A 26,716-nucleotide genomic window follows, 5' to 3' on the forward strand; every position below is an offset into this window, starting at 1 on the left:
GAGGGTGCGGCATTAACCCACCCTCAACCATTAGGAATGACTGGTTTCTAACATCAGTTTAGACCGCTTCAGGGGTTCGGGGATGGCAATCGGATAATTGCCCGTGAAACAAGCCGAACAAAAGTTACTTTGATGGTCGCCAGTGGCATGATGCATGGCTTCCCAACTCAAATAAGCTAAAGAGTCTACGCCGATTTGTTGGCCAATTTCATCTACAGATTTAGTCGCAGCAATCAGTTGGTCTTGATTGTCAGTATCAATGCCATAAAAACAGGGATGGGTGACGGGAGGAGAAGAAATTCGCATATGAACTTCCGTTGCTCCTGCGTCGCGGATAGCTTTGACCAGTTTCTTACTGGTGGTTCCCCGCACAATGGAGTCATCGACCAAGATAATCCGTTTACCGAAGAGGACATCCTTCAGGGGATTAAGTTTCATGCGAATTCCTGATTCCCGCATAGCTTGAGTCGGTTGGATAAACGTGCGACCAACATAGCGGTTTTTAATCAGACCTTCAGCGAAGGGAAGACCGGAGGCTTCCGAAAATCCGATCGCCGCCGGAATGCCAGAATCCGGTACACCAATGACTAAATCCGCATCTACATAGGATTCTTTAGCCAAATAATGACCCAACCGTTTGCGATAACTATAGATGGTCTCTTGATCCACAACACTATCAGGACGGGAGAAGTAAATCATCTCAAAAATACAGAGCTTCGGCTGAGGTTTGGGGGCCCAATGGAAAGAGGCTAACCCCTCTTCAGTAATCCAAACCAGCTCACCCGGTTCCACATCCCGCAGGTATTCTGCGCCAATAATATCCAAAGCGCAGGTTTCCGAGGCCAATACATAGCGACAAGGGTTTTGTCCCAATGTGCCAATAACTAGGGGCCGGATGCCGTTGGGGTCGCGAACGCCCATGATGCCATCCGGTGTGCCAATCACTAGGCTATAGGCTCCTTGGCAATATTTAAAGGCGGAGATAGCCCCTTCTAACCAATCTTTACCCCCATCGACTTCTGTGGCGATCGCCAAAGCAATCATTTCTGAGTCTGTGGTAGTCAGGAAACAATGATTTTCTTGGGTCAATTTGTCCCGCAGTTCCACTACATTGACAATATTTCCATTATGTGCTAGAGCTAGAGACCCTAGCCGAGTGTCCACCACCGCCGGTTGGGCATTGGCCACCCGTGAAGAGCCAGTTGTGGAATAGCGGACATGACCCACCGCACTTTCCCCCACCAAACGATTGAGGGTAGGTTGATTAAAGACTTGGGAGACTAAGCCCATATCCTTATGCCAATGCACTTGGCGATCGCTAAAAGTAGCAATGCCTGCGGATTCTTGTCCCCGATGTTGGAGGGCATAGAGACCAAAATAGGTAAGTTTGGCTACCTCTTCGGAGGGGGCGTATAGGCCAAACACACCACAGGCTTCTTGGGGTTTATCAGCAGGGTTGGGATTCAAAACATCAAGCTCCATAGGTTCGATGGGGATAGGTAAGCGGTATCACGTTTTCGGTGTTCTTTCCTGAATTTAGGGTAGCTCAGATTAGAAAACTTGTTTTTCAGAATGTAGGTCTGGATACCTAATTTCATTTTAAGGTTTTCTTAACAAATTGGTATAGGGAGATGGAGTAATCAACCGGTTCCCTATTCCCTAGACATGCAGACGGCGGGGGATAGCATTTTGATGGCGATCGCCCATTTCCGAGACCGTAGCCGTTAAAATACCCTTAATCTCCAGGGCTGCTCCACCTTGCACTGTACCCATAACCCGCCATTGATGGGGCAATTGTTCCTGAAGATACGCTTCCCAAGCCTCTAGACACTCTGGCGCAACGGATACCACAATTCGGGCTAACCCTTCCCCAAACCAACTGAGATCCGGGCGTTGCTCTCCAGAGGTATAGTCAATTTTCGCTCCTAAGCCTCCGGCAATACAACATTCTGCCAGAGCCACCGCTAACCCCCCTTCCGCACAATCATGGGCTGACTGTATCCATCCCTGACGAATGCCATGGCGACAAGCCCCTTGCACCCTACGTTCTAGGTCAAAATCCACTTTCGGCGGCTGTCCTGCCACAGTGTGATGCAGACTAGCGAGATATTCGGAAGCGCCCAAGGTCAGATTTGAACCCGAACCTAACAAGTAGATGCGATCGCCTACCTTACCCCATCCCTGACCGCAAATGCGCCCCAAATCAGGCACTAACCCCACCATTCCCACCACCGGAGTCGGATAAATAGGCTGGGGATTTCCCGCACTATCGAGCGTCTCGTTATACAGAGACACATTCCCCCCAGTCACCGGAGTGGAGAATTCCCCGCAAGCTTCCGACAGCCCCCTACAGGCTTGTGCCAATTGCCAATAGCCAATGGGTTTTTCCGGAGAGCCAAAATTCAAATTATCAGTCACAGCAATGGGTTCCGCGCCCACACAACTTAGATTCCGCGCCGCTTCTGCAACCGTAGCCTTTGCCCCTTCGTAGGGATTGAGATAGACATAGCGGGAGTTACAATCTACAGTAGCAGCCACCCCCGACTGCACAGCAGGCAAGGGTTGAGGTTCAGCACCATCATTCACCGGGCGCAAGCGGATAATCGCCGCATCCGCGCCACCAGGGAAAACCACCGTATTATTCTGCACCTGATGGTCATATTGGCGATAGACCCACTGCTTCGAGGCGATCGTGGGTGTATCCAAAAGATCCAGCAGGCAATCTTTCCAAGATTTAAATTCTCCCCCAATTTCAATCCCTTCAGCACTACAGGGGGGGAGTTGAGCCTCCGTCCATTTCCAGGCAGCTTGGGCATATTCCGGCGGCTCGCTCATCAATTCCCGATAGTAAATGGGAGTATTATCTGACAAAGCCGTAGCCATCATTTCCGCAGCCGTTTCCCCTTGAAACAGAATCCGCACGATGGGTTCATCAATCACTTCTCCAGCAACCACCGCTTGCAGTCCCCAACGGTGGAAAATATCGATCAGTTCCTGTTCCCTGCCCTTGTGAGCCACAAATAACATCCGCTCTTGGGATTCCGACAGGAGATACTCATAGGGAACCATACCGGTTTCGCGCACGGGAATCTTATCGAGATCCAGCTCAATTCCCACGCCACCTTTAGCCGCCATTTCTGAAGTCGAGCAGGTAATTCCGGCAGCTCCCATATCCTGAGCGGCGACGACGGCTCCGGTTTTGAAGGCTTCGAGACAGGCTTCAATCAGGGATTTTTCCAGGAAGGGATCGCCCACTTGCACTGCGGGGCGATCGTCCATGGAGCTTTCACTGAGTTCGGCACTGGCAAAACTCGCGCCTCCCATGCCATCGCGCCCGGTGGTAGAACCGACATAGAGAACCGGGTTACCCCTGCCAGAGGCTCCCGATTTAACGATTTGTGGGGTTTCCATCAATCCCAGAGCCATGACATTGACTAAGGGATTCCCCGTATAAGCAGGGTCAAAATAGACTTCTCCGCCCACGGTGGGCACGCCCACACTGTTGCCATAATGGGCAATGCCATCGACGACTCCGGTAAAAATACGACGGGTGCGGCTATCTTCCAGAGAACCGAAGCGCAGGGAGTTGAGGAGGGCAATAGGGCGAGCGCCCATGGTGAAGATGTCGCGGAGGATACCGCCAACTCCAGTGGCAGCCCCTTGGAAGGGTTCGATCGCCGAGGGGTGGTTATGGGACTCAATTTTAAAGGCTAACCGCAGTCCGTCACCGAGATCGACGACTCCGGCATTTTCTCCCGGCCCCACCAGGATGCGATCGCCTTTGGTGGGAAACTGACTTAACAGCGGCCGGGAGTTTTTGTAGCAGCAATGCTCCGACCACATCACCCCAAACATGCCTAATTCCGCTTTGTTGGGGTGTCTGCCGAGGCGTTGAACAATATCCTCATATTCCGAGGGTTTCAGCCCCTCAGAGGCAATTTCTTGGGGGGAAAACGGACAGTCAGAAGGTGCAGCCATGATCGATTCGCAACAGAGAGCGCCTCTCTGATTTTAAGGCAAAAGGGCAAGGGTGTAGCAGCAGAAAGGGGGCGATCGGGGGATGTGTTACAATTTAGATTCTGTATATAATAATTCAAAGCAATTTTCTAAAAATCAGAAGTTTATATGTTTTGGATCATCCTCATTATCGTAGTCGTTGCCTTTTTCTTTTGGGTTGGTCACAACGCGAATACTCAAGGGCCAATTGAATTAAAGAACTTTGAAGATGCTCTCAATACACTAGAACAAAATCCTAATTCTCCAAGTGACTATGACCATTGTATTGAAATTTGGAAAAAAAATACTTGGATTCAGTCTGAAGATTTATTTAGCGGTGGGTGTTATGATCGCTTACTAAAACTGTGTGAAGAAAACTCTTCTCATGTTAAATCTTGGCAGCTATTAGGCGAAGTCCTGCAAAGGGTTGATAGCTCTTTTGGCATAAATTCTACTGGAAAACGCCAAAAAAATAATACACTTAGAGTTCTCTCTGATAATCTTTTCAAGGAATTACAAAATGAGGTCATCAAAGAGCGTATTTTATCTCTCATAAATTTAATAAGTAGCATACCTGAATCTGAGACAAAAGAACTTTATGAAACCGCCTTAAATACACTAACAGATAACCCAAGTAGTCAAGAAGCTAAGAGGTTAGTTCTTGATTTAGGTCGATTACACTATGGCCGCTTGAGACCCGATAAAAAGCCAACGGTTTATGATGAACAAGCTATTCAGAATGATATTATTGTTCGCTCAAAATAGATCTAGTTATGGAGGAATTGGGAAGAGGCAGTAGGAGGTGGTATTATGAACAGTCGTCACTTGACTGTAATTGTGTATAAAGAAGAGGATCTTTATATTGCTGAATGTCCAGAAGTCGGTACAGTGGATCAAGGAGAAACCATAGAACAGGCGATCGCATCTTTAAAACAAGCGACACACCTCTATTTACAAGAATTCCCCCATTCCTCCACTCGATCGCCCTACCCCAGCCAAGAAAAGATATGCTCTATGATGGAGCATATCTTTATAGGCGTTCAGAGGGAACAGATGATCCAGTCTAGATCTCTCCCATTAGCGACTCGCTTCCAAGTCAATCGGATCGCCCGCTCTGGTTGCAGACAAAGATTGACAGCTCACTTCAAGTTGTCGGTATAAGTCTTCTGCACTATGGAAGCCTTCGATCCGATTTTTTACTCGCCCTTGATGGAACAGAATGACTGTGGGTAAAGTTCGCAGTCGGTAGGCATTGGCGAGTTTGAGACTTTGATCGGCATTAATGGAAACCACTTTAATGGTTTGTCCCCATTCAGTTTGGAAGCGGTTTAAAACTGGATTTAAAAGCCGACAAATTCCACACCAGGGGGCCCAAAAATTGACTAATACCGGAGTTTGAGCATCGAGGACTTCGTGATTAAAGGCGCGTTCACTGATTTGTACCACCATAATTATGCCGTTTTTGGTATCTGTATTTCTTATACTTGCTCTTGGGATCATGCTACACCCATTTGGATTGGATTGAGCAATGAGTAATCCCCCATCTCCCCATTCCCCCATCCCCAACTCAAATGGGAACCTTGAGAGTGGCTTGCATGAGCCAGGGATGGGCCCACCAGAGGAGGGCAATAAATAGAATTACGCCAAGATAGGCGGGACGAAGAAATTCTTGCAGTTCTAGGGTTTGACGACCTTGAACGATCGCCAAAAAGGGCATCACTGAGGTGCGCTCTTTGGCTTTGAGGAAAGCATCACCATAGCGATTGTACATGCGGCGATCGCCATTCCAGACGGCAAACAGATGATGGAGAATTAAGCCTAGGGAGGTGACTAGGGTAAAGCTTGTGCCCAGCCAGAGGGTATGGGCAACACACCAGATCACTTGACCCACCATTTGCGGATGTCGGGTGATGCGGATAATGCCAGTTTCGTAGAGATGAACTTCCGGTTTGGCGATCGCCGCAATTTCCAGTAAATTAAATGTGGCCGGATATAAAAACAGAAACGAGATCGCCGATAAAGCCCAAACCAGCGATCGCACTCCCCGAACCCCTTGCACTTGCCACAATTGAATTCCGTCATAGCGATGATTAAAAAAATAAATAATCAGCACCACGGCAAAGGGGATGCTCACTAGGGCAAAACCTACTCTATAGAGCCTTGCGCCAATCTTCTTTTCTCCCCAAGGTCTCAGGCTGGCCAGTCCACTATGGGCGATCGCAAACCCAATCAGTAATTCTACCATTACCCAGTGGCTGGATGACCAATTATCAATCATTACCATACCTTTTTGTTACATCGATAAAGTTTTAACATAAAAGAGTAGTGTTTGCTACTCTCATGATACACTAGAGAGCTAATAACAGAAACAATAGCCTCCGGCTACCAGTGACCCTTTTTACTAGAAACAAGGTATCCTTGACTCTAGCAACAATTCACTGTTGTCTTTGTTATTCTTTCACAATTTCTAACCTATGTTTTCAGTGTCTCCAGAATCCGAATCTACTACCTCTCGCCCATTTCTGACATGGCAGCGAATTATTGACTGGGCGCAAGATCACTATCGCACCCGCACCTTTAACAAGGATGACAAAATTCCTGTCCGTCCGGGCTTACTCTATCTCGTACAACGCGGTTCCGTTCGCCTCGTCAGTGCCCAGATTAGCGCTTCGACTAAAACTCCGAGTTTGGTCGCCCGTTTGAGCGCTAACAGCGATCCCGATAACCAAATTCCTGATGAATCCTTCTTAGGATTTGTAGGAGCAGGTCAACCCTTTGAAATTGTCTCCCAATCTCCGTTTACGATTTCCAGTTATGCCCATGTCGATAAAACCACCGTTTTATGGATGTATTGGCATGATTTAGATAATTGGCCCCATTTTCGCCGTGAAGTCATGGAAGCCTTCCGTTATCAAAATCAGCGTAAACTCCTATGGTTGGGAACCATGGGCCAGCGACGCACGATTGATCGGCTGTTGGGCTTTTTAACGTTATTGATTGAAGAGTATGGTGAAGTCTGCGAACAGGGCTATTATTTGCCTTGGACACTCACCCATGCCCAAATTGGTAGCGCCATTGGCTCAACGAGGGTAACCGTTACTCGCTTAATGGGTAAGTTGCGCTCGAAAGGGCTGATTATTACTTTGGATGATAACCTGATTTGTCTTCCCCCTTCTAACCCAGAAGGTTAGGAGATAAATCAAAAATCTCCAACTTGATCTAGAATTTCCTGACCCTTTTCCCACTCATTTTACCACTTGCCACCTCCGGGTTAGGAAATTGTTTTTAGATCGAGTCTTACGATCTTTAAGTCAGATCGCCCCAATAGTTTAGATTTAAAGCATCATGGGATATCAAATTATTTACGATGGCAACTGTAATCTATGCTCCTCTTTAGTTCAAGTGCTGTCTCAGTTTGACCAAGGGCAACGATTTACCTATAGTCCCATGCAAGACCAAGAAGCGTTAGCCCAATGGGGAATTAGTCCCCAAGACTGTGAATTAGGGATGATTCTAATTGATACAGAAAATTCCCAAAAGCGATGGCAAGGTAGCGAAGCGGCCGAAGAAATCAGTCGTCTCCTTCCTGGGGGAGAGGGTCTCATCCAAGTTTATCGAGGAATACCGGGACTCAAAGCAGTGGGCGATCGCCTTTATGAACAAATACGTGATCACCGCTATCAGTGGTTTGGCCAGCGAGAAACCCTGCATATGTGCAGTATCGATCCCGAATGTGCAAACCTTAATCCCAAATCTCGTCAAGCAAAATGACCCAGACCAGCATATGATCGGATCGGACTTAAACACTAGATCGCAGTAAATCTATGGCTGTCTCCTGTCACTTCATCGTTGAAGGTAACCCGGTAATTGTCTACGCTAGTCGCAATGGCAATCCTAAGAAAGTTTTACCCAAATTGCAACGATTTTTAGATACCTTTACGCAAGAGCGCGACACCATGGGGGAAACCGTTAATACTCCTGAATGCCTCGTCGCCCAAATTATTGTTCGCTTTGGTTTTGAATTATGCGAAGATGATTTTTCTAACTTGCGTGTCGGCTTAAAGTATGATCCCCATGTGGATTATCTCTATCAAGTCCGAAGCAATTTTACAGTTACTGTTATGGAACCCTTAGATACTTATCGCCAACAACCGGAGTTAGGGTTAGAAGGCTGTCAAATTTTGACAGAAGAATCCCTAGTTTAAGCATTAATGACAAGGGGCCCCAAACCCCTTGTTAGCTTCCCCCTTTACTCCCCTGTAGCGCTCTATTTAACCAGAAATAATCGGAATTTGAATCACAAACGTAGCACCATGACCCACTTCAGAAATACAAGTGAGTTGTCCTTGGTGTTTCTCCACAATAATTTGATAACTAATGGCTAGTCCTAATCCGGTTCCTTTGCCCACCGGTTTAGTAGTGAAGAATGGGTCAAATAAGCGTTGACGGATTTTTTCAGAAATGCCCGGCCCATTATCAGTCAGTCGGATCGCCACTTGAGTATTGTTAGTTAATTCAGTCGTAATCGTAATTTTGGGATCGGCAATGTTATGCTCTTCTAAAGCATCAATGGCATTACTGAGCAAATTCATAAAAACTTGATTGAGTTGTCCGGGATAGCAAAAGATTTTGGGCAACTGACCATAATTTTTGCTCACTTCTACTCCTGGACGATCGCCTTTGGCTTTTAAGCGATTTTGGAGAATCATTAAAGTGCTATCAATGCCTTCATGGAGATCGACTTTTTTCATATCTGCTTCATCAAGGCGAGAGAAATTTCGCAGAGATAGCACAATTTCTCGAATACGCTCGGCTCCCACTTGCATTGAATCTAAGAGTCGGGGTAAATCTTCACTGATAAACTCTAGATCGATGGCTTCTATTTCTTCTTGAATCAGCTCTGCGGGATCGGGATAGGTTTCTTGATACAGTTCTAATAATCCCAGGATATCGGCGGTATAGTCTCTGGCGGGAACTAAATTACCATAAATAAAGTTGACGGGGTTATTAATTTCATGGGCAACACCGGCTACCATTTGACCGAGACTAGAAAGTTTTTCGCTTTGAATGAGTTGGGCTTGGGTGCGTTGCAGTTGTCTGAGGGTTTCTTCAAGTTCTTTAGCTTTGCGATCGGCATTTTCGGCAGCTAGGGTTGCCTGACGATAGAGTTCAGCTTGGCTAATGGCGATCGCCAACTGATCCGTCACCGTTTGTAACAATTCTACTTCATCTTCCGTCCAGCGACGGGGCCCATCAAAATGGGCACAACTGACACAACCCAACTCCCCGTAAGCCGTTTTAATCGGTAAAAATAAAATTGACCGATACCCTCGACTTTCATAAAGTTGGTGAATGGCCTGATTCTCATGGCTTAAAGCATCATCTACTTGCAACATTTCTAAATTCAATAAATTATCCAATAGGGGATCGTCCGGCGCTACCGGAAAACACCCCAATACAGAGGGCAAAGTTTCCATTTTTGCCTCTTTAACCACATTCAGATAGCCATGGGGAGAAAATTCAGGGGTTTGGCTTACCTCATCTCCCTGGGACTGATACCAACTAAACAAACACTGATCGACCTGCAACAAATTCTGAATTTCTACCACCGCAATTTCCAAAATCCGATCCAAATCCAAAGAATTGCGGACTTGAGAAGCTAAACGATTAATCAACTCCTCCCGTTGAGCCATTTCCCGATAGCGAGCCTCACTTTTACGGATGGCTTCTTCAGAGCGCTTACGCTGGGTAATATTCTGCATCAAAGCCATACCCGCCATAATTTCTCCTTCATCATTTCTGACCGGCAGTGTTTGGACTAAATAAAAATTTTCTCCTAAAGCAATTTCAAAATGCTCCGTTTCTCCAGCCAAGGCATTTCGATAATGATAGTCCATTAACTGACTCACTGATTGAGGAAACACTTCTTTTGGCGTTGCCCCTTCTAATTTTTCTTTGGCTAATCGCAATTTACCCAATTCTCGGCCCTCTGCCAAAGTAAACCGCAGGTCAAGATCAAAGAGAACAACTGCACCATCGGGGAAATTCTGGGCTAAGGTGCGATAGAGTTCCTCACTTTTCCTTAAAGCCATCTCGGTTTCAAAGCGATAAGTGATATCATTATTCATTTCTAAAATAGCTACCGCATTGCCCTCATCATCGTGCTGAAGCGTCCATCGACTCGCTACGGTGATTGAGCTGCCATCCCGTTTAGTTTGTTGGAGTTCCCCTTCCCAATATCCTTGTTCTTTTAAAATCTGATGAATAGTAGATAAAGGGGTACTAAATTCTGTTTGTAAGAGCGTATGAATATTTTGATGGATGGCTTGTTTTTTTGTCCAACCATAGAGTTTATGGGCCCCATGATTCCAATACTGAATGGTTCCATCTAAGTTGAGAATCATAATGGAATCATTGGCTAAATCCAGCATTTGTACATGCTGGCGTAGGGTTTGTTCAATGTGTTGACGCTCCCTGACTTCGGCTTCTAGTTCAGCCGTTCGTTGTTCGACTCGCTCTTCTAAAGTATCTCGATATTGCTCTAATTTCCCTTCTGACTCTTTGCGGCGAGTAATATCACGGGCAACCCAAACAACGGTATCGAGATCTAAAGGAGAGACTTTAGCCGCTAACCAAAAGGTTTGCCCCTCTAGAGTCATGGAATATTCTACATCAATGGTTTTTTGAATTTCTAAGGCGCGACGCAGGTTAGCCAATAAACGATGGGCTGTTTCGGTGGGCATGAGATCGTTGAGCTTCATGCCATAGAGTTCTACCCGATCTTGGGGAAATAGATTACATTTAGTTGGGGCAACTTCTAGTATATGACCTTCTCGATCGAGGACTAGGATCAGATCGGTCATGGCTTGGAACAGGGCCCTTAATTGGGTTTCCTGTTGCAGGAGACTTAATTCTGCCTGTTTGCGTTCGGTGACTTCAATCAATAGACCATCTAGAAGTAGTTCATTTGTGCTTAGGTCATAGGGGAGATCGTCTACAAATTGGCGATCTATGGCGTTTTGAGGTTCTGGATGGGAAGTGGTACAAGCAAGCCATTTAATTTGACCGGATGTGGTGATGATGCGGCCTTCCCAAGACCAAGATGAGCGGTTTTGAATGGCTCTATTGATGGAGGCTTTGTATTCTGAGAGATCATCAGGATGGATTAATTCTTCAAACAGATGGGGATTTTGCTGGAGATCGTCTGGATCGATCTCGCAGATTTTACTACAGCCTAAACTCACGTAAGTGAATTGGATGGGGTGTTCGGGTTTAAGAATGAGTTGACAGATAATGCCAGGGACATTAGCTGTAAGCTTGTTAAACCGATTCTCAATTTTCATCCAGGCCGCCTCTGCACGTTTACGTTTAGTAATATTTTTGGTGAACAGGATCAGACCATTAATTTCTCCAGAAGAGTTACGCCAGGGGCGAATATCCCATTCTACCCATTGCAGTTTTCCATCTTTTCCGAAAAAATAATGCTCTTCACACCCTTCATAGTTTCCCAATAAACATTCAGTATGTATTTGTTTCCATTGTTCTGGACAATGGGGAAAGGTGTCGTAGAAGGTAAGGTTGTTTAGGGGGGTATCCCTAAGATCATAATCACTTAACCAGCGATCGCTGGTGAGTAAATAACGCATTTGTTGGTCGAACAGGGCCACAGCGGCGGGGGTTTGTTCAACAAATAGTTGGAATAACTCTAGAGTAGAATTTGGACTGTCCATTCGCAAGTAGGGACACATCAGGTTACCCAGAGCTTAACTGAAAAATCCCGTGGTTGAAAATAGCTCACTATACGGGATGTCTCTGGGATAGTTTTTTTTAACCGGAGGTTTAGGGGAAAATGAATTAGGGTTATTATCCTTTATTCTATCTTAAGGCTGCTGGTCAGTGGAGAGTTGAGAGTTGAGCGATCCTCTCTTCCTCAACCCCCGATCAGCTTCTCCAAGGTGGGGGTAAAGGTGGGATAGGAGATGGCGGCGGCTTGGGCGCGATGAATGGTGGTTTGTCCTTGGCTGTTGAGGGCGGCGATCGCCAGACTCATGGCGATCCGGTGGTCGGTATAGCTGTCTACTTCCGCTCCTTTCAGGGGTGTGCCGCCGATGATTTCTAGGCCGTCGGGATATTCGGTGATGTTGGCTCCCATGCGGCCGAGTTCGGAGGCCATAACTGCCAGGCGATCGCTTTCTTTGACCCGCAGTTCTGCCGCGTCTTTAATCACGGTTTTTCCTTGGGCAAAGGCAGCCGCGACGGCTAAGATGGGAATTTCATCAATGAGGCGGGGAATCACCTCTCCCCCGATCTCACACCCTTGTAAACGGCTGGATTTGACCCGTAGATCGGCTACGGGTTCGCCGGTTACTGTTCTTTGATTGAGAAATTCAATCTCCGCTCCCATTTTTTCTAATACCTCTAAAATTCCCGTGCGGGTGGGATTAATGCCGACATTTTCAATCATCAGGTCGCTATCAGGAATAATGGCTCCTGCAACTAGCCAGAAGGCTGCCGAGCTAATATCTCCAGGAACAATAATCGATTGACCGAATAATTGGGCTGGCCCCACGACGGTCACAGAATGGGTTTGAGGGTCTCGTTTCACCGTTGCGCCAAAGGCGGCTAACATGCGTTCGCTGTGGTCTCTGGATAGGGCTGGTTCGGTAACGGTGGTTTCTCCTTCGGCCATGAGTCCGGCCAGGAGAAGGCAGGATTTAACTTGGGCTGATGCAATGGGGGAATGGTAATGAATGGGTTGGAGTTGGGTTCCTTGGACGGCTAGGGGGGCGAGGGTCTGATTTTTGCGTCCCCAAATTTGAGCGCCCATTTGTTGTAGGGGTTTGATGACTCTGGACATGGGACGCGATCGCAAAGACCGATCTCCGGTTACACTAAAAAAGCGGTCTTTATGGGAAGCTAAAATTCCTAACATCAGGCGCATTGTAGTTCCAGAGTTGCCACAATCTAAAATATCGATTGGCTCTTGGAGCGATCCGAGTCCTAAACCGTTGACCTGAACCTGTTCGGAGTTAAGTTTTGTAATGTTTACGCCCATTGAGCGAAAACAGGCGGCCGTACTCTGGGGGTCTTCTCCAATGAGCAATCCGGCGATCGTGGTTTCTCCTTGGGCTAAACTGCCCAACATCAGGGCCCGATGGGAAATTGATTTATCTCCAGGGACTTGAATCTTGCCCTGTAGCGCTACCCCAGTTGTTGGGGGTTGAATGATCAAATCTTCATCAGGGCCAATTAAATTTAGGGTAACGATCGGGGCGGTCATGGAGATAAACTAAAAATAAGTGAAAATTAAGACTCTGTAGCGCAATCATACCTTATGGTGTTACAGGCTGGTAGGGGTTCATTTCTTAGACCTGTCTTAGATCTGTCAATTGTTGTTCTCTCTTCATTAGATATGCTTAAAAACCACCGCAAACCCGTTAGTCTGTGTTTTTCCTCTACGGATCTTCCCATTTATTCTTTTGTGGAAACTGCCGCTACGCTATACCGTAAGGATCGAGACCGCTTTCATCTGTTGCTCAATGAACCGGGACTCTACGACCGTAATCCGGAAATTGACCCCACCATTCCCTTAGCCGGGCCGCCGAGATTATTATGGTTGGAGATTTCCGCCCATCGGGTAGTGATGACGATGCAGGGCAATGGCAAATTGAGTTATCGCCATTTCTGGGAACAGGGGATGTATGGGTTATCTCGATATTGGCTCTCTGGAGAGTCGGCGAATGAAGTGGGACAGATGCGCCTGCGGAATTTTACGCGAAGTCTGATTTTAACGGGATATTCGCAACCGGAACATTTGAGAATTGAGTATGAGTTGTGGTGCGAACGTCTGAATTTAGGTCAATATGTCTTGTCGTTGGATATTCATCACTAAAGGTGTGGGTAATGGGTAATGGGTAATGAGTTTAGATGCAGAAAATTTTCCAGAAGAAGTCAAAATTCAGTATGTTTGGGTTTGTCAACATGAGTCCTGTTGTCGGCAAGGAGCAACTGAGGTTTTAGCTACTTTTGAAGCTTATGCTGGTGAAAGGGTTAAAGTTGAGGGGGTAGGATGTCAAGGTCAGTGTAATCTGGGGCCAACGGTACGGGTTTTACCAGATGAAATTTGGTATTGTCGGATCAAACCTGAAAATGTGTCTGAGATTGTTGAATCCCATCTTCAGGGTGGGGAACCGGTACAAAGATTACTCCACCCTCGTATTCATTTACAATATCAATATTACGGTGAGTAAGTGTGAGTTGATCGGCCCATGAATTGAGAGGAATGGCGATGACCGATCGCACTTTAGAACTGAATGAAGAGATGATTTTTGATGCCGAAAATGAGACTCCATTGCCGGTGCAAGGGGTACACCTTCAGGTGAAGTCTGGGGAGGGGTTGCCGGAAGTGCGCTTAAGGGTGGCAGTGGCTGGGGCAAGTTATGAGCAGATTGTGCAGAAGAATCTGTTTAATTTGCAGAAACGATGGCGGGGGCAAATGAGGGGGGAGTTTAGGCGCGATCGCCCCCTATACTTGGATCTGATGTTACAACCCGATCGAGTGCCCGATCCGATTGCCGATGATTTACGGGCGATTTTAACCCCAGAATGGTTACAATCTGAGCTATGGTTGGCGCTGTCGGTGTATCAAGAGATTGAGGGGGAGAGAGTCGGTTATGATACCTTTTGGCAACGGGCTAATTTAACCCAACTCACCCAAGCGGTTCAGAGGGGAGCGCAAGCCCTGGAAACCCTGTTTAATACGGTTCAAGATAGTTTAGAAACGGAATTTTCCCAGGTGGAAGAGGGGGGATTTGCTCGATTAATGCGGCAGTTGGAGGAGTGGACAGAGGAGGAAGAGGAGACTTCTTTAGAGGCGGTGGTGCGGGCGTTTTTTGAGCAAGATGATTGGGAATTTATACAGGTTGAGCCGGGACTTTTACAGTTAGCATTTCAGGGAGAAAATGGCCGTTGGCGCTGTTATGCTCGCATTGATGAAGTGAGAAAGCAGTTTATTTTTTATTCTATTTTTCCGGTTGCAGTTCCAGAAGGCGATCGGGGGTTAATGGCGGAATTCTTAACAAAAGCTAACTATGGCATGATTTTGGGCAATTTCGAGTTAGACTTGAGCGACGGTGAACTCCGATATAAGACGAGCATTGATGTTGAGGGCGATCGCCTCTCGGTGGCTTTGGTGCGATCGCTGGTGTATGCCAATGTAACCATCATGAATCGGTATTTACCAGGAATTGTGGCAGTGTTGGAGGGAAGTTCCATCTCGGAGGCGATCGCCAGAGTTGAGCTGTAAACAATCTCGAATATGAATTCAATAGAGTCTATAGTCTTTTTTTTATATCATCGGTCGAAGGTTGGGTGGAACTGCCCTCTCACCAAGCTATAACAAAATCCCGTGACAACAATCAAGATTCGGATAAAATAAGCTAGTGGTTAGGGTGAGGACGTGAACCCATGGCAGTCATCAACGGTGTGCCCGGCAATAACTTCATTGTCGGAACCCCAGCAAACGACCAAATTTTTCTCCTGGCTGGCAATGATACAGTATTTTCCCAGCAAGGCGGCGACCTGATTTTCGGGAACTTCGGCAATGACCTATTATCCGGCAATGAGAACAACGACAGCATTTTCGGAGAACAGGGAACCGATATCCTGATTGGCAATCAGGATGATGATTTCATGAATGGGAATCAGGATAACGATACCCTCTATGGCGGTCAGGGCAATGATATTCTCTATGGGGGTCAGGGCAATGACCTGATATCCGGAGACCGAGGCAATGATGTTCTCCATGGAGATTTGGGTGCAGATGTGCTGCTCGGTGATGGGGGCCAAGATATTTTTGTCATGGGCCGACGCAATACCTTTGGACAACCTCCGACTACTGGCGGCCCCTTAATTACGGATGCGGATATTGCCGTTGATTTTGAAGATGGCCAAGATTTACTCGGTTTAGAACCTGGTTTAGCCTTTGAACACCTATTGATTACGGCTGGAACAGGGTCTTTCACCGGCACAACCGTGATTCAAGACCTGGTAACGAGTAACTATTTAATGGTGTTGTCTGGAATTAATCCAAGCCAGATTACCGAAGCAGACTTTACCACCAACTTAAATCCCATCCCTGCACCGACTCCAACCCCAACCCCAACCCCAACCCCAACTCCCACACCTACCCCAACCCCTATTCCCCCCCCTCAACCGTCCACTGTTTCCTTGGAAGCGACTACTAATATTGCCGTAGAAGGGAATCCGGCCACCAATGGTATTTTTACCCTCACCCGTACCGGAGGGTCTACGGAAGCAGCACTAACCGTTAACTATACGGTTCAGGGAACGGCGGTAAATGGCACACGCTACCAAGTCCTCAACAGCAGTGTAACCATTCCCGCCGGAGCAGCGACAGTGGAATTACCGGTTGTGCCGATTAATAACAATATTCCTAATCTGGTTGAAGATGTCAGCATTACTCTCTCGAATAGTGGCTTTTATATTGTAGGCACTCCCAATACAGCCGAGGTGAAAATTCTGGATGATGATTGGGTGTATGTGGATGATAATTGGGCAACTCTCGCCAATGGTACAAGGGTTGACCCTGATGGCAATGGCCCCCTGACTGAGAGAGATGGAGTTATTGGCATTAATGCCTTTGCTCAGATTCAGGATGGAATTAATCGCGTCTCTGTTACACCTACAGGAAGCTTGGTACAAGTGCTACCGGGTATGTATATTCCCGGCCAGGTGATTAATATTAACAAAGCGGTGCAACTGTTAGGGCCGAATGCCAATCAGCCGTTGGGGGCAACTCGTAACTCTGAAGCAGTGGTTGGTGGTGCAGGAGGGTTTGTAGAATTTGACCGCGCAGGTTCTTCTGCTGGGCCGATTATTATTAATGGATTCCAATTTACCAGTGATGGAGTTGCGGAAACTCCGGTGATGAATTTGAGAGACCCTGGTAGTGAGGTGATTATCCGCAGTAATACGTTTACGAATCTGATTGAAGATGGGATTTTCCGAGTCTTGAATTCGCCGAATCCTCAAGGCTTTGGTACATTGACGGTTCAAGATAATCAGTTTGATACGATTACAGGCAATGGCAAACGGGCGATGTTTATCTATGAGGTAGATACAGTTAATATTACTAATAATGCCGTGAATAATATTGGTAATCCTGGGGAAGATGCTCCAGGAATCCTGTTAGATACGATTGGTTCAGCAAATATTAGCGGAAATCGTTTGAATACGGTTCGTCAGCAAGGGATTCAAGTGGCTGGTGTGAGAGCGGGTGGAGGTACGGTGACGATTGAGAATAACCAGTTGGAAAATATTAATACGAATAATGGGGGCACAGATGGGGCGATTCGTCTGCGAGATTCTCCGCTTGGAGCGACGCTGAGTAATGCCGGTAGTATTGTGGTTCGGGATAACCGGGTGACGGGTAGTAATAATGGTTTGGCGATTCGTCCGGGTACGAATTTGGGAACGGGAGCGTTTTTGACGGTGACGAATAATGCGTTTGCGGTGAATGGGGGGACGTTCTCGATTCTCCATAATGGTACGGGTACTCTCACTGCGGCGGGTAATTTTAGTGACACAATTGGCGGGACGGCGCTGACGGCGGCTAATGTGGGTGGAACGAGTGCGGGTAGTGTGGTGCTTTAGGCAAACATCTTGCTCCCTTGTCAAGCATAGTGCTATAAAGACCAAATGATGGAGGTCTTGCCCATCTTGCAACAGGGTATTGCTTCGGCTGAATATGGGGTGTTTGTGGAGCAGTTACAGTGCAAAGCACTGTAACTGAAGGTTCAATCAGATGCTGAATCCGGGGTAAGCAGGTTATAGTTTTGGGCAGTTTTCCTCAAATCTTCAATAAAGCGATCGCGCAGATTCTGTGGTGCGATAATCTCGCAGTCTTGACCATAACCACGTACTTCTCGCAATAACCAGAAGGTGTTGTAAACGTTGCGGATCACTTGTCGGGTGGGGGGATCGCCTTCTAGGTGACTAAGGGATTGATCGCCCATTTTTTTACTACGGTATGCAAAGGCTAATCCGCCAGATAGCCGCAATTCTACGGTAATCTGTTCTAAGTCCTGGGCCCAGGTTTGTTGAATGGGGACTATGGCTGCTTCTTGAATGCGATCGAGTCGCAAGCACCAATTATGGGAGAGTTCTGGGATATCTAGATTGCCTTCGGATTCTTGGCAGCGACATACTAGATATTCTCGTTGTTCAATGGGTATGATCCGAGCATGGAGAATCGTGTAATCCCACAGGCGATCGGCTGCATCTCGGTAGGAGAGGCGAAAGGATCTTTGACGGTGGATGAAGGTTTCAATTTGTTGTCGCCATGGGGGAATGGGAGCGTGGAGAAAGGCTTCAATTTCTTGTCTGAGGGGAAGCGAGAGTTCGCCGCGATCGCATAATATTTTGGCAATTTCTTTGGCTTCTGGCAGTTTTCCGTAATCAACCAGCAGGTTTCTAACCCGGTTGAGCAGTTCTATTCGCTCCGGTAACCAGTCGTTATTGGGAGCAATACGGAGCTGTTGCCGGGCGATCGCCTTAATCAGTTTAGAAATATTCGGCTTGTCTCCCCATGTCATGCCGAATTCTTCAGCGAGTTGCTCTAAATGGGTTTTGTCTCGTTCGGATACCGATAGGGTTATGGATTGACCTTTACGACTCATATTTGTCCGTACACTTTCTCTGTGTAGTTATTGATTTTCTCTATTTTCAGAACTATTATGGGAGATATCAAGCAGTTACGGACAGAAAAATATGGATACTAAGGAAACGTTAGGAGAATGCCTCTTACATCTCATGTCTGATGGTAAATGGCACTCCACCGAGGAACTCGTAGAGAAAATCAGCCATCGCTTCTCAGCCACCATGCATAGCTTGAAGCAGCGCGGGTATCAGTTCGATAAGCGCCATGTGGAAAAGAATCAGTATGAGTATCGGTTAATTAAGTAGGAAGAATGCCCTTCCAGTGCCTTGTAGAATGGTAAGTGTGATGAAGGAGACGCGATGACAAAGACTATTTTTACTCCATGCAGTTAACCCATGAATGAGTATTCGATTACCCTAAAATCTGTTTATTCTTGTCCAGCAACGGAATCAATCGACAAGATTAAACTCCCCGAAAAGTGGCGATTATCTTGGCATCAATTGGAGACGTGGAAAGCCTTACAAGATCCTGATATTGATGTAGTGTTTAATACGGCAATGACTGGAGATGGCAAGAGTTTAGCCGCCTATTTATCCAGTTTGCAAAGTAAAGAATATTGTATCGCGCTTTACCCGACCAATGAATTAGCGCGAGATCAAGAAAAGCAGGTTCAAGACTATATCGCCACATTCCAACCGCGCAACGATCCGCGTGTGGTGCGGTTAAGTGGGGCAGAGTTAGAACTGTATGCAGAACAAGAGGGTTTAAAGAAATCGGGGGCGATCGCCACTCGCATTATGCAATCGGACATTATTTTAACCAACCCAGATATCTTTCACTATCTCCATCGAGGTGCATATCTCACTGCTAAAGATAGTCCCGATCAATTATGGCAAAGACTCGATAAAAACTTTGACTTATTTATCTTTGATGAATTCCATGTCTTTGCCGCGCCCCAAATTGCCAGCGTCATCAATACCCTACTTTTAATTCGCTGTACTAACCGCCGCAAGAAGTTTTTGTTTCTTTCTGCAACTCCGAATAAAGAACTCAAAGAGCGTTTAGAATCGGCTGAATTTCGCTGTTATGAAATCAATCCCATCGCCGACCATAAGTATCAATTTCCCGACACTCCAGAGCAATTACAAGCCCTTTCAGAACAAGGATGGCGGCGCGTTACGGGAGAAATATTGCTGAACTTTATCCCGTTGGAATCATCAGGTAATTCTTCAGAGAAGTGGCTGAAAGAAAATAGCGAGTTAATTATCCAACAATTTCAGGAAAAGCCAGGCAGTAAGGGCGCAATTATTCTGAATTCAATTGCCGCAGTCAAGCGACTTACTCCATTCTTTAAAACCTTGCTCTCTCCCTATGGGTTAACGGTTGGTGAAAATACCGGATTATCGGGAAAACAAGTTAAATCTCAGTCTCTCTCGGCGGATTTAGTAATTGGAACTAGCACCATTGATGTAGGAGTTGACTTTAAGATTAACTTCCTGTTTTTTGAAGCAGCAGATGGGGGTAATTTTATCCAGCGTTTGGGACGATTGGGGCGACATGAAAGTTACGATCGCGATGGAGAAGATATCCAATTTGATGGCTTTAGGGCTTATGCTCTGGTTCCCCAGTTTTTGGTTGAACGACTGTTTTGTGGAGACACTGCACCACTAGAAGCAGGAAGCAGTTACGATCGCCCCTTTTTCCACCAGCAGATTACTGAAAAGTATCGCCAAATCAATGATTTTCGCGGTTACTATGCTCGCTGGGGTGCGGTGCAGTCGATGGTTTTGTGCAGCAAGTTGAAGCATAAGACAGTGAGAGCCGTTTACGAGAAAAGTGCGGAAGTGTTTGAAACGACAGCCGAAAGGATTTTTAAGGCGCGACTGAAAACCATGTTTGGTTTGAGCAAACGATGGGAAAGAGAATGGCAAGAGTTATCCGGCAAAACAGGTAATCCGATATTAGAAGATGCGGCGAGTTTCCGGGGTTCGAGTAGCTTGCAATATGGTTTATACGATCTCACAGAAGCTCATGAGGCAGATCGGTTCAAAACCTATGAGTTACCGGGGATTTTGGCAAACCTGGAGGTGGAAGTGATGACGGAGAAGGCGTTTATGTATTCGCTCAAGGAAACTAGCGATCGCCTCAATACCGTGATTCCCAAAGGACAATTTCAGTATTGCTTGGGGTTTATGAAACTGCACGCTTATCGAGAAGAGCGCCTCAACTGGCGGTTTATTTATCCTGGAGAGCTGCAACCGGTGGCAGATGCATGGAAGGTTCAGGTATTGGTGGGGTTGGAAGTTTGGCAACCCGAAAATCCTTGGATCGATGGCATTAATCAGCGTCTGAAGCGTCAGGGGTTGGTGAGCTATGTGTTGCGGTTTCCAGTGGGTGAAGTGCGATCGCGCCTACGTTTGCCGATGCACTTCCAGATTTACCCCATCAGCGATGCCAACAGTCTGCTCGATCCTAGCGCACCTTATTCTATTGCCTTCGGACAATCGGCGCTCCTGATCGATACTCTCGCATACACCTTAAAGAGCAAAGGAGATGAGCTATGGATAGTTTAGAAGGTCGATCCCTAAGAGGGATTTTAGTAAACTGCCAGCTTCTATCGGTTATACCTCAAGGCTTGCAGTTGAGGACAGGGCGGCTTAAAGGCCTGAGAACAGTATCGGAAATTTCAATCCCTATATACCCTAGAGACTTTAGAGGCTCTAGGGAGGGATTACCTGCCCACCAAACTCAACTGGAGTTCAATTACATGGAATACAAACAACTGGAACTCTTCGATTTGAGCCTTTATACATCTGAATCGACTCCTGAAGTCGATTGGAAAGAAAGTCAAGTTGAAGAAATCCTTGCATCCGTCGAGTATAAACAACTCGAACTGGATTTGTTCCCGCAGCCATCTCATAAAACGATTATTGAGTTTGTTAAGTTAGCTGCATAGTCTATAAGGGGCTATGTATAAGAGCATAGTCCCTTTTATAATCCTATCCTAAGCGATACTTAATTCAAACGAATGCGTCACTTTAAAATCTTTGACAAGCATTAAAACTTTTTTACCCAGTAAAGGCTAAAGGCTTATGACTGAAGTAGATCCCGATATTATTTCCAGAAAACTTGGCTTTCTGAATAATTATCTTAATCACCTGGAGTCTTTCCGTTTCATTGCGTTAGACGACTACCTGAATGATTCCCAGACACAATTAGCTGTCGAGCGATTATTACAGCTTACCTTTGAAGTTGGATTAGATGTCAATCGATATCTGCTCAAAAGCCTAGGTATACCACAAACTGAAAAGAACTGTGATTCATTTCTGGAAATCAGTAAACATGATATTATCCCATTAGATTTAGCCCAAAATTTAGTCTTATTGGATGACTTAAGACATAAATTAATCTATCTCTATGATGAAATCGATCCGGTAAAAATCCACGAGTGTATTCAACTCGCTCTCCAGGAATATCCCAAATATCAAAGACAAATTATCCAATATTTAGACACCCTAGAGGACAATCGTGGCTAAAAAACGCAAATCTGACCCAAAAATACAACAACTACCCTTATTTGATCCTGTCTCTGAACCCGAAATAGACGAAGATCTAGAAGAGGGATGGGAATCAGAAGAAATCGATCTCGACTTAGACAAAACGACTCGCGAAATTGCCGCACCACGGGCTGAACTGCTGACGCTGAAGCTACTCAAACAAGCCATTACAGCCGAAAATCCAGGCGATCGCATTATGGCTGATTTTGCCGAGTATGTGCTTCCCAATTTACTCAAATATACGATTGGAGTTACAGCTAAAGGGGGTAAATTTTTCGATCGCCTCGATGAAGAGCGCGAAGAAGGATACAATCGCCGCAATGCTGCTGATCAATCCTTGAACACCCATCTACTCAATGGCTTATTTCCAGCCAACTTAGTCGAACGGGAACTGCAAAAACTGAATACCACCGTGCGCCGAGAAGTTGAGGAGCCAGAGCGCCGGTTACTCATTGCCGGGTTTATTCTTCATGACTTTGAAAAGTTCGCCGATGTGCCGGAAGATTGCCTGAAACTGCAAAAAGAACAACATCGCCAGATTATTGCCGAGAAAATCATTCAATTGGGATTAGATCGGTTTTTAGATCCTGAAAATCCAAACAGTTACCAAGAGTATATTGATGATTTACTTTGTGTGGCGTATAATGCCCAAAGACGATGGGGAACCAACTGGAATTTTTCCGAATTTGGACTAAAGCCAACTTTACGCGATCGCACTCTTATTTGCCTAGCAGAGCTTGCCTGTTTAGCTGACTCCCTTTCCTCCATCATCAAACATCCCCAAGATGCTGAAACTTTGCGCCTACAACAGCTCATTCATAGCCTCAGCGATGGAGAACTAAAGTTTACCTATCACAGCATCGCCGAAAACCGAGGCGTGCTAACCAATGTCGTCAATAACGCCTTAATGGAAGCTCATACTTCTCTAAATGCCCACTCTCCCGTGGGAGAGGGGGTTGGGGGAGAGGGCAACTATTACAAACCCTTGCTCTACCTTCCCACAGGAGTCATTTACCTCGCTCGTCGCAATGCGCCCCCCATTTCCAGGGAAAACTTACCCAACCGGGTAGTAGAAAAAATCAAAGCCTTATGTCGAAATGAATTAGTGCTGCGACAAACGGGATTTAGTCGCGATGGTAAAGGGATGAAATATGCCGACTATTACGAACAATTCTTTGATATCGCAGGCTTGATGCAAGTGGCATTAAAGGCAACCTTGCGGATTTTACACGATAAAAAGCCTTCCGTTGCCAAAAGTCGCAGCGATAACTTAATCAAGTTTCAGCAAAAACAGGTACTCTCAGCCGACTATGACTTTAACTTCAGCGATGATATCAGATGCGATCGCATCGCGGAATTCGGAGATGCTCTCACCCGCAAGATTTGGGGCGAGCAAGTTAACAAAATTGAAGCCGCTTGCAAGCAAGATAAGACATTGCCCCCATTCCCGGATCTGGATTTAGTCCATGAAGCCGCTAAATTTTGGCAACTGGAACAATACTTACCCCAAATTCGAGAAATTCAGCAGATTAACCAGAGCTTAAAAGCCTTAAAACTCAAAGGAAATACCGGAGGAGTTCCCTATGAATGGTACTTTCTAGCCGCCAAATATCTCCAACATCATCCGGGTATTGAAGATGTGCGAGAAACCTGCGAAACCCTGATTTCCCATATCGCCAAACTGATTAATCCCATTGTAGAGCAATATTCCCTAGCTGATGGTTGGGAAGATCTGCGCTTATGGGTAGAACAAGTAGTCATGTTACCCGATAATCAGCCCCAAGAAAAAGCAAAAGTTGACATTTTTTTCAAAGAATTAGAACATTACCAACTGGCGAAAAAAAACGGACGGGGAAAACAGCTCATTTGCTCCATTTCCCATTCTCCCTATAGCGTCAGCGAACAAATGGAATCAGCCGTTTTATTTACGCCCCAAGTCTACACCAATAAACAGATGTTAGGCGGCTCCAATGCCAAGCGTAATATCTCCAGTATTTCCGGCACAGAAATGATGCTGAGGCAAATTTTGATGAATCAAACCCAAGCCGTTGGCAAACGCTTTGAGGATGGCAAATATCGCTATCTCTACTTCTATCCCACCTACTACTTCACCCCAGAAACCAACAAGTTTTTACATCAAGCGTACCGGAATATTGCTCAAACTCGGTTTAATACGAGTCTGCGGAACCATTTTATCAACGATGACTTACAAGCCGATTTTAGCCGGGATAACTACCAACGCGCCGATGTTTTTCTCATGGAGGAAGATTTAGACACTAAAAAAGCCTTACCGGAAAACGATCCGAACCGCAAATTTGACCGCACCTTTAAGCTCTCCTATCCTGAAAATCAACCCCTCACGTTCTACTTTATGGCACTCCCCCCAGGGCGAGATCCAACGGATACTGAATCCTGGGTAATGCCAACTTGGTTAGCCTTTGCGTTTCCCCTAATTTTAGATGTCAAAACCGTTGTTTCTGAATCTCCCATTCCCCCATTCAAAGATGGGGCAGAATTCGAGCAAACCGTTTTTCTCGATAGCGCCCCCCAAGCCTTCCAATCATTAGTACAAGCGGATTATTTCCGCCTCGACTATATCCTCGAAGGCTGGAAAGAAAAGCAGGGCACAAAACTTTATCCTGCCCCCCTTAAAGTCCTCACTGCTGCCTATGCCATTCACCTCGATATTAACGCCAAACAAGGCAAAGGAAAATATGATGCCAACTGGGGTAAACTATCGGAACTATCGCGGGATTTACAAACCAGTCCTCTGACGGTTTTTCGTTCACTCAATGAATGGGTACGCCGACAAAATATCGAGAATGTTCCCATTAAGAAAATCCGTCTCTATGCCTATGCTTTTTATCCCTGTTTCGATCCCTATTGTACCTATGAAAATCAGGAGTTAATCGTGTCTGAAGAATCCCCCTTAAACCACCCCAAAAAACTCACCGAACTCTATCGTCAATTCTATCGCGCCAATAAGCGATACAATCCCAAAGCCAATGCTGTCTTGAAACCCATAGATGTTGCCTCTGAAACAATTCTCAAGGCTGAATCCACCGTTTTTCAAGGTGAAACACTCGTTGCTGCTGTTGCGGCTGAGATTTGTAAACTGATGGATCGGGTGCATAATTCCACGGCTGAAGGGCGTTGGCAATTCAAAAATAGAGAAGAAGAACGGCAAAAAATATTGGAGTTTGCCCAATATTTTGTCGTCGAAGTTTTCGAGAAATCTTTTTGTGGCGATCGCGCCCGTTTAGCCGGACGACAAATCAACCTCATTCGCGATACTTGCGAATTCCTTTATCGTCTCGAAGATGACAAAGAAAATCAACAATATCAAGAAAACAAAGAAGACTCGTAGGGGCGGGTTTAACGATCGACTTTGAGATCGAACATAAAATTTTCTAAACCCGCCCAAACCCGCCCAAACCCACCCATTTACACCTATATCAGGAGACGAAAACTATGTCTTTTCTAACCACTGTCGATGCTAAATTTTTCCATGATGCTATTCCCTATAAACCCATGGGAAAATATGCCCACTTTCTCACCATCCGCGTCACCGAATCCTATCCCCTGTTTCAAACTGATGGCGAGTTAAATAAATCACGAGTCCGTGCCGGAATCCAAGACAAAACCCCCATTAGTCGCCTTGCCATGTTCAAGCGCAAACAATCTACCCCAGAGCGTTTGGTGGGACGGGAACTCCTGCGGAACTATGGATTGATGACGGCTGAGGAATGCGAATACAATGTTAAATTTGCTATGGACAACCCCGACTGTATTATCTATGGATTTGCGATCGGTGATTCTGGTTCGGAGAAATCAAAAGTTGTGGTTGATACGGCTTTTTCCATTACCGATTTTGCCGAATCCCATGAATCTTTTACCCTCAATGCTCCCTATGAAAATGGAACCATGGCTTCTAAGGGAGAAGATAAAAGTGAAGTTGGTAAAGTCACCAGTCGAATTAACCAACAGGATCACATTAAACCCCAGGTCTTTTTCCCCAGCATTGTCACCCTAAAAGATCCCACAGAAGCCGGTTTTCTCTATGTCTTCAATAACATTTTACGCACCCGCCACTATGGAGCGCAAACGACTCGCACGGGACGGGTTCGGAATCACTGTATTGGTGTGGTTTTTGCTGATGGAGAAATTACCAGTAATTTGCGCTGGACTCAGGCAATTTATGATGGGTTGAAAGCAGGGGATAAGCTGGGTGGATATGATCCCTTGAATGAGGATGATGTGATTGAAGTGGCGCAAACAACCATGGTTAATTTAATGAGAGAAGAATATCTGATACATCACGATTATATTGGCGATACCTTTGTGCCCTTATTAACGGAAGTCAAGGAGATTATTGGTAATGAGGAGAAGTTAAAAGAATTGCTAAGAACCGCAGATGGTGAAGCCAAGACCTATGCTTCAGCTCATATCAAAGGCAAGAAACTTGATCCTGCAAAATCCTAAC

At 46.0% G+C, this 26,716-nt stretch carries 21 protein-coding genes and 1 pseudogene; 15 read left to right on the forward strand and 7 right to left on the reverse strand.

The features are described from left to right. Positions 1-30: 30 nt before the first annotated feature. Entirely contained in the window at positions 31-1,482 is a 1,452-nt protein-coding gene (gene purF, locus AC3FZD_RS02480) for an amidophosphoribosyltransferase (RefSeq protein ID WP_488738610.1), read from the reverse strand. A gap of 177 nt (positions 1,483-1,659) precedes the next feature. After that, positions 1,660-3,978, reverse strand: coding sequence for a phosphoribosylformylglycinamidine synthase subunit PurL (gene purL, locus AC3FZD_RS02485; RefSeq protein WP_488738611.1), 2,319 nt, complete (start codon positions 3,976-3,978; stop codon positions 1,660-1,662). A gap of 147 nt (positions 3,979-4,125) precedes the next feature. Between purL and AC3FZD_RS02490 the strand changes: the two genes are divergently transcribed. Next, on the forward strand, positions 4,126-4,761 hold the full coding sequence (locus AC3FZD_RS02490) for a hypothetical protein (RefSeq protein WP_488738612.1): 636 nt from the start codon (positions 4,126-4,128) through the stop codon (positions 4,759-4,761). Between the two features lie 45 nt (positions 4,762-4,806). Beyond that, positions 4,807-4,974 (forward strand): annotated as a pseudogene (locus AC3FZD_RS02495) (type II toxin-antitoxin system HicB family antitoxin); the annotation flags it as partial. A 99-nt stretch (positions 4,975-5,073) separates the two neighbouring features. Here AC3FZD_RS02495 and AC3FZD_RS02500 read toward each other — a convergent pair. Then, entirely contained in the window at positions 5,074-5,445 is a 372-nt protein-coding gene (locus AC3FZD_RS02500) for a thioredoxin family protein (RefSeq protein ID WP_488738613.1), read from the reverse strand. Positions 5,446-5,563: 118 nt separating this feature from the next. Beyond that, a complete protein-coding gene (locus tag AC3FZD_RS02505) occupies positions 5,564-6,274 on the reverse strand; it encodes an NnrU family protein (protein WP_488738614.1) in 711 nt (236 codons plus the stop codon). A gap of 196 nt (positions 6,275-6,470) precedes the next feature. Here AC3FZD_RS02505 and AC3FZD_RS02510 point away from each other — a divergent pair, with 196 nt between their 5' ends. The 3 genes from AC3FZD_RS02510 (at position 6,471) to AC3FZD_RS02520 (ending at position 8,201) form a co-directional block, all read left to right on the forward strand. Then, positions 6,471-7,187: a Crp/Fnr family transcriptional regulator gene (locus AC3FZD_RS02510; RefSeq protein WP_283752128.1), complete on the forward strand. Its 717-nt coding sequence runs from the start codon at positions 6,471-6,473 to the stop codon at positions 7,185-7,187. A 154-nt stretch (positions 7,188-7,341) separates the two neighbouring features. Then, positions 7,342-7,767: a thiol-disulfide oxidoreductase DCC family protein gene (locus tag AC3FZD_RS02515; RefSeq protein ID WP_488738615.1), complete on the forward strand. Its 426-nt coding sequence runs from the start codon at positions 7,342-7,344 to the stop codon at positions 7,765-7,767. Between the two features lie 53 nt (positions 7,768-7,820). Next, positions 7,821-8,201 (forward strand): histidine kinase, encoded by a 381-nt coding sequence (locus AC3FZD_RS02520; protein WP_488738616.1) that lies wholly within the window; start codon positions 7,821-7,823, stop codon positions 8,199-8,201. Between the two features lie 66 nt (positions 8,202-8,267). Here the strand turns inward: AC3FZD_RS02520 and AC3FZD_RS02525 are convergent, their stop codons facing one another. Together AC3FZD_RS02525 and aroA are read right to left on the reverse strand one after the other, a co-directional pair. Further along, positions 8,268-11,726: a PAS domain S-box protein gene (locus AC3FZD_RS02525; RefSeq protein ID WP_488738617.1), complete on the reverse strand. Its 3,459-nt coding sequence runs from the start codon at positions 11,724-11,726 to the stop codon at positions 8,268-8,270. 200 nt (positions 11,727-11,926) lie between these two features. Next, entirely contained in the window at positions 11,927-13,276 is a 1,350-nt protein-coding gene (aroA, locus tag AC3FZD_RS02530; protein ID WP_488738618.1) for a 3-phosphoshikimate 1-carboxyvinyltransferase, read from the reverse strand. A 132-nt stretch (positions 13,277-13,408) separates the two neighbouring features. On the opposite strand from aroA, the gene AC3FZD_RS02535 reads away from it, so the two are divergent. From AC3FZD_RS02535 to AC3FZD_RS02550, 4 genes are all read left to right on the forward strand, one after another. Continuing rightward, positions 13,409-13,888, forward strand: a complete 480-nt coding sequence (locus tag AC3FZD_RS02535; protein ID WP_488738619.1) for a hypothetical protein — start codon at positions 13,409-13,411, stop codon at positions 13,886-13,888. A 25-nt stretch (positions 13,889-13,913) separates the two neighbouring features. Then, positions 13,914-14,246, forward strand: a complete 333-nt coding sequence (locus AC3FZD_RS02540; RefSeq protein WP_488738620.1) for a (2Fe-2S) ferredoxin domain-containing protein — start codon at positions 13,914-13,916, stop codon at positions 14,244-14,246. Between the two features lie 38 nt (positions 14,247-14,284). After that, complete coding sequence (locus tag AC3FZD_RS02545) at positions 14,285-15,301, forward strand: type III secretion system chaperone family protein (RefSeq protein ID WP_488738621.1); 1,017 nt, start codon at positions 14,285-14,287, stop codon at positions 15,299-15,301. A gap of 161 nt (positions 15,302-15,462) precedes the next feature. Continuing rightward, positions 15,463-17,670, forward strand: a complete 2,208-nt coding sequence (locus AC3FZD_RS02550; protein ID WP_488738622.1) for a calcium-binding protein — start codon at positions 15,463-15,465, stop codon at positions 17,668-17,670. 143 nt (positions 17,671-17,813) lie between these two features. On the opposite strand, the gene AC3FZD_RS02555 is transcribed toward AC3FZD_RS02550, so the two are convergent. Next, positions 17,814-18,695: a WYL domain-containing protein gene (locus AC3FZD_RS02555; RefSeq protein ID WP_488738623.1), complete on the reverse strand. Its 882-nt coding sequence runs from the start codon at positions 18,693-18,695 to the stop codon at positions 17,814-17,816. 91 nt (positions 18,696-18,786) lie between these two features. On the opposite strand from AC3FZD_RS02555, the gene AC3FZD_RS02560 reads away from it, so the two are divergent. The 6 genes from AC3FZD_RS02560 (at position 18,787) to cas7d (ending at position 26,715) form a co-directional block, all read left to right on the forward strand. Beyond that, entirely contained in the window at positions 18,787-18,981 is a 195-nt protein-coding gene (locus tag AC3FZD_RS02560; protein WP_488738624.1) for a hypothetical protein, read from the forward strand. Between the two features lie 90 nt (positions 18,982-19,071). Beyond that, the gene (cas3, locus tag AC3FZD_RS02565) at positions 19,072-21,249 is read left to right on the forward strand and encodes a type I-D CRISPR-associated helicase Cas3' (RefSeq protein ID WP_488738625.1); all 2,178 of its coding nucleotides are present in this window, start codon (positions 19,072-19,074) and stop codon (positions 21,247-21,249) included. Beyond that, positions 21,237-21,632, forward strand: a complete 396-nt coding sequence (locus tag AC3FZD_RS02570) for a hypothetical protein (RefSeq protein WP_488738626.1) — start codon at positions 21,237-21,239, stop codon at positions 21,630-21,632. Before cas3 ends, AC3FZD_RS02570 begins: the two co-directional genes overlap by 13 nt. A gap of 136 nt (positions 21,633-21,768) precedes the next feature. Further along, positions 21,769-22,212, forward strand: coding sequence for a type VII toxin-antitoxin system HepT family RNase toxin (gene hepT / locus AC3FZD_RS02575; protein WP_488738627.1), 444 nt, complete (start codon positions 21,769-21,771; stop codon positions 22,210-22,212). Continuing rightward, positions 22,205-25,600, forward strand: a complete 3,396-nt coding sequence (cas10d, locus tag AC3FZD_RS02580; protein ID WP_488738628.1) for a type I-D CRISPR-associated protein Cas10d/Csc3 — start codon at positions 22,205-22,207, stop codon at positions 25,598-25,600. The genes hepT and cas10d overlap by 8 nt, the downstream gene beginning before the upstream one ends. A 104-nt stretch (positions 25,601-25,704) precedes the next feature. Then, positions 25,705-26,715 (forward strand): type I-D CRISPR-associated protein Cas7/Csc2, encoded by a 1,011-nt coding sequence (cas7d, locus tag AC3FZD_RS02585; RefSeq protein WP_488738629.1) that lies wholly within the window; start codon positions 25,705-25,707, stop codon positions 26,713-26,715. Position 26,716 lies beyond the last annotated feature (1 nt).

The sequence above is a fragment of the Roseofilum sp. KMC-1 genome (assembly GCF_057802075.1).

What these genes read in the sequence shown, in the direction of transcription:
- AC3FZD_RS02505 (WP_488738614.1), bottom strand. Translation starts at nt 6,274, where the DNA reads ATGATTGATAATTGGTCATCCAGCCACTGGGTAATGGTAGAATTACTG.
- AC3FZD_RS02500 (WP_488738613.1), bottom strand. Translation starts at nt 5,445, where the DNA reads ATGGTGGTACAAATCAGTGAACGCGCCTTTAATCACGAAGTCCTCGAT.
- purF (WP_488738610.1), bottom strand. Translation starts at nt 1,482, where the DNA reads ATGGAGCTTGATGTTTTGAATCCCAACCCTGCTGATAAACCCCAAGAA.
- AC3FZD_RS02540 (WP_488738620.1), top strand. Translation starts at nt 13,914, where the DNA reads ATGAGTTTAGATGCAGAAAATTTTCCAGAAGAAGTCAAAATTCAGTAT.
- hepT (WP_488738627.1), top strand. Translation starts at nt 21,769, where the DNA reads ATGACTGAAGTAGATCCCGATATTATTTCCAGAAAACTTGGCTTTCTG.
- aroA (WP_488738618.1), bottom strand. Translation starts at nt 13,276, where the DNA reads ATGACCGCCCCGATCGTTACCCTAAATTTAATTGGCCCTGATGAAGAT.
- AC3FZD_RS02550 (WP_488738622.1), top strand. Translation starts at nt 15,463, where the DNA reads ATGGCAGTCATCAACGGTGTGCCCGGCAATAACTTCATTGTCGGAACC.
- AC3FZD_RS02510 (WP_283752128.1), top strand. Translation starts at nt 6,471, where the DNA reads ATGTTTTCAGTGTCTCCAGAATCCGAATCTACTACCTCTCGCCCATTT.
- purL (WP_488738611.1), bottom strand. Translation starts at nt 3,978, where the DNA reads ATGGCTGCACCTTCTGACTGTCCGTTTTCCCCCCAAGAAATTGCCTCT.
- cas7d (WP_488738629.1), top strand. Translation starts at nt 25,705, where the DNA reads ATGTCTTTTCTAACCACTGTCGATGCTAAATTTTTCCATGATGCTATT.
- AC3FZD_RS02520 (WP_488738616.1), top strand. Translation starts at nt 7,821, where the DNA reads ATGGCTGTCTCCTGTCACTTCATCGTTGAAGGTAACCCGGTAATTGTC.
- AC3FZD_RS02515 (WP_488738615.1), top strand. Translation starts at nt 7,342, where the DNA reads ATGGGATATCAAATTATTTACGATGGCAACTGTAATCTATGCTCCTCT.
- AC3FZD_RS02545 (WP_488738621.1), top strand. Translation starts at nt 14,285, where the DNA reads ATGACCGATCGCACTTTAGAACTGAATGAAGAGATGATTTTTGATGCC.
- AC3FZD_RS02525 (WP_488738617.1), bottom strand. Translation starts at nt 11,726, where the DNA reads ATGGACAGTCCAAATTCTACTCTAGAGTTATTCCAACTATTTGTTGAA.
- AC3FZD_RS02555 (WP_488738623.1), bottom strand. Translation starts at nt 18,695, where the DNA reads ATGAGTCGTAAAGGTCAATCCATAACCCTATCGGTATCCGAACGAGAC.
- AC3FZD_RS02560 (WP_488738624.1), top strand. Translation starts at nt 18,787, where the DNA reads ATGGATACTAAGGAAACGTTAGGAGAATGCCTCTTACATCTCATGTCT.
- cas3 (WP_488738625.1), top strand. Translation starts at nt 19,072, where the DNA reads ATGAATGAGTATTCGATTACCCTAAAATCTGTTTATTCTTGTCCAGCA.
- AC3FZD_RS02490 (WP_488738612.1), top strand. Translation starts at nt 4,126, where the DNA reads ATGTTTTGGATCATCCTCATTATCGTAGTCGTTGCCTTTTTCTTTTGG.
- AC3FZD_RS02535 (WP_488738619.1), top strand. Translation starts at nt 13,409, where the DNA reads ATGCTTAAAAACCACCGCAAACCCGTTAGTCTGTGTTTTTCCTCTACG.
- AC3FZD_RS02570 (WP_488738626.1), top strand. Translation starts at nt 21,237, where the DNA reads ATGGATAGTTTAGAAGGTCGATCCCTAAGAGGGATTTTAGTAAACTGC.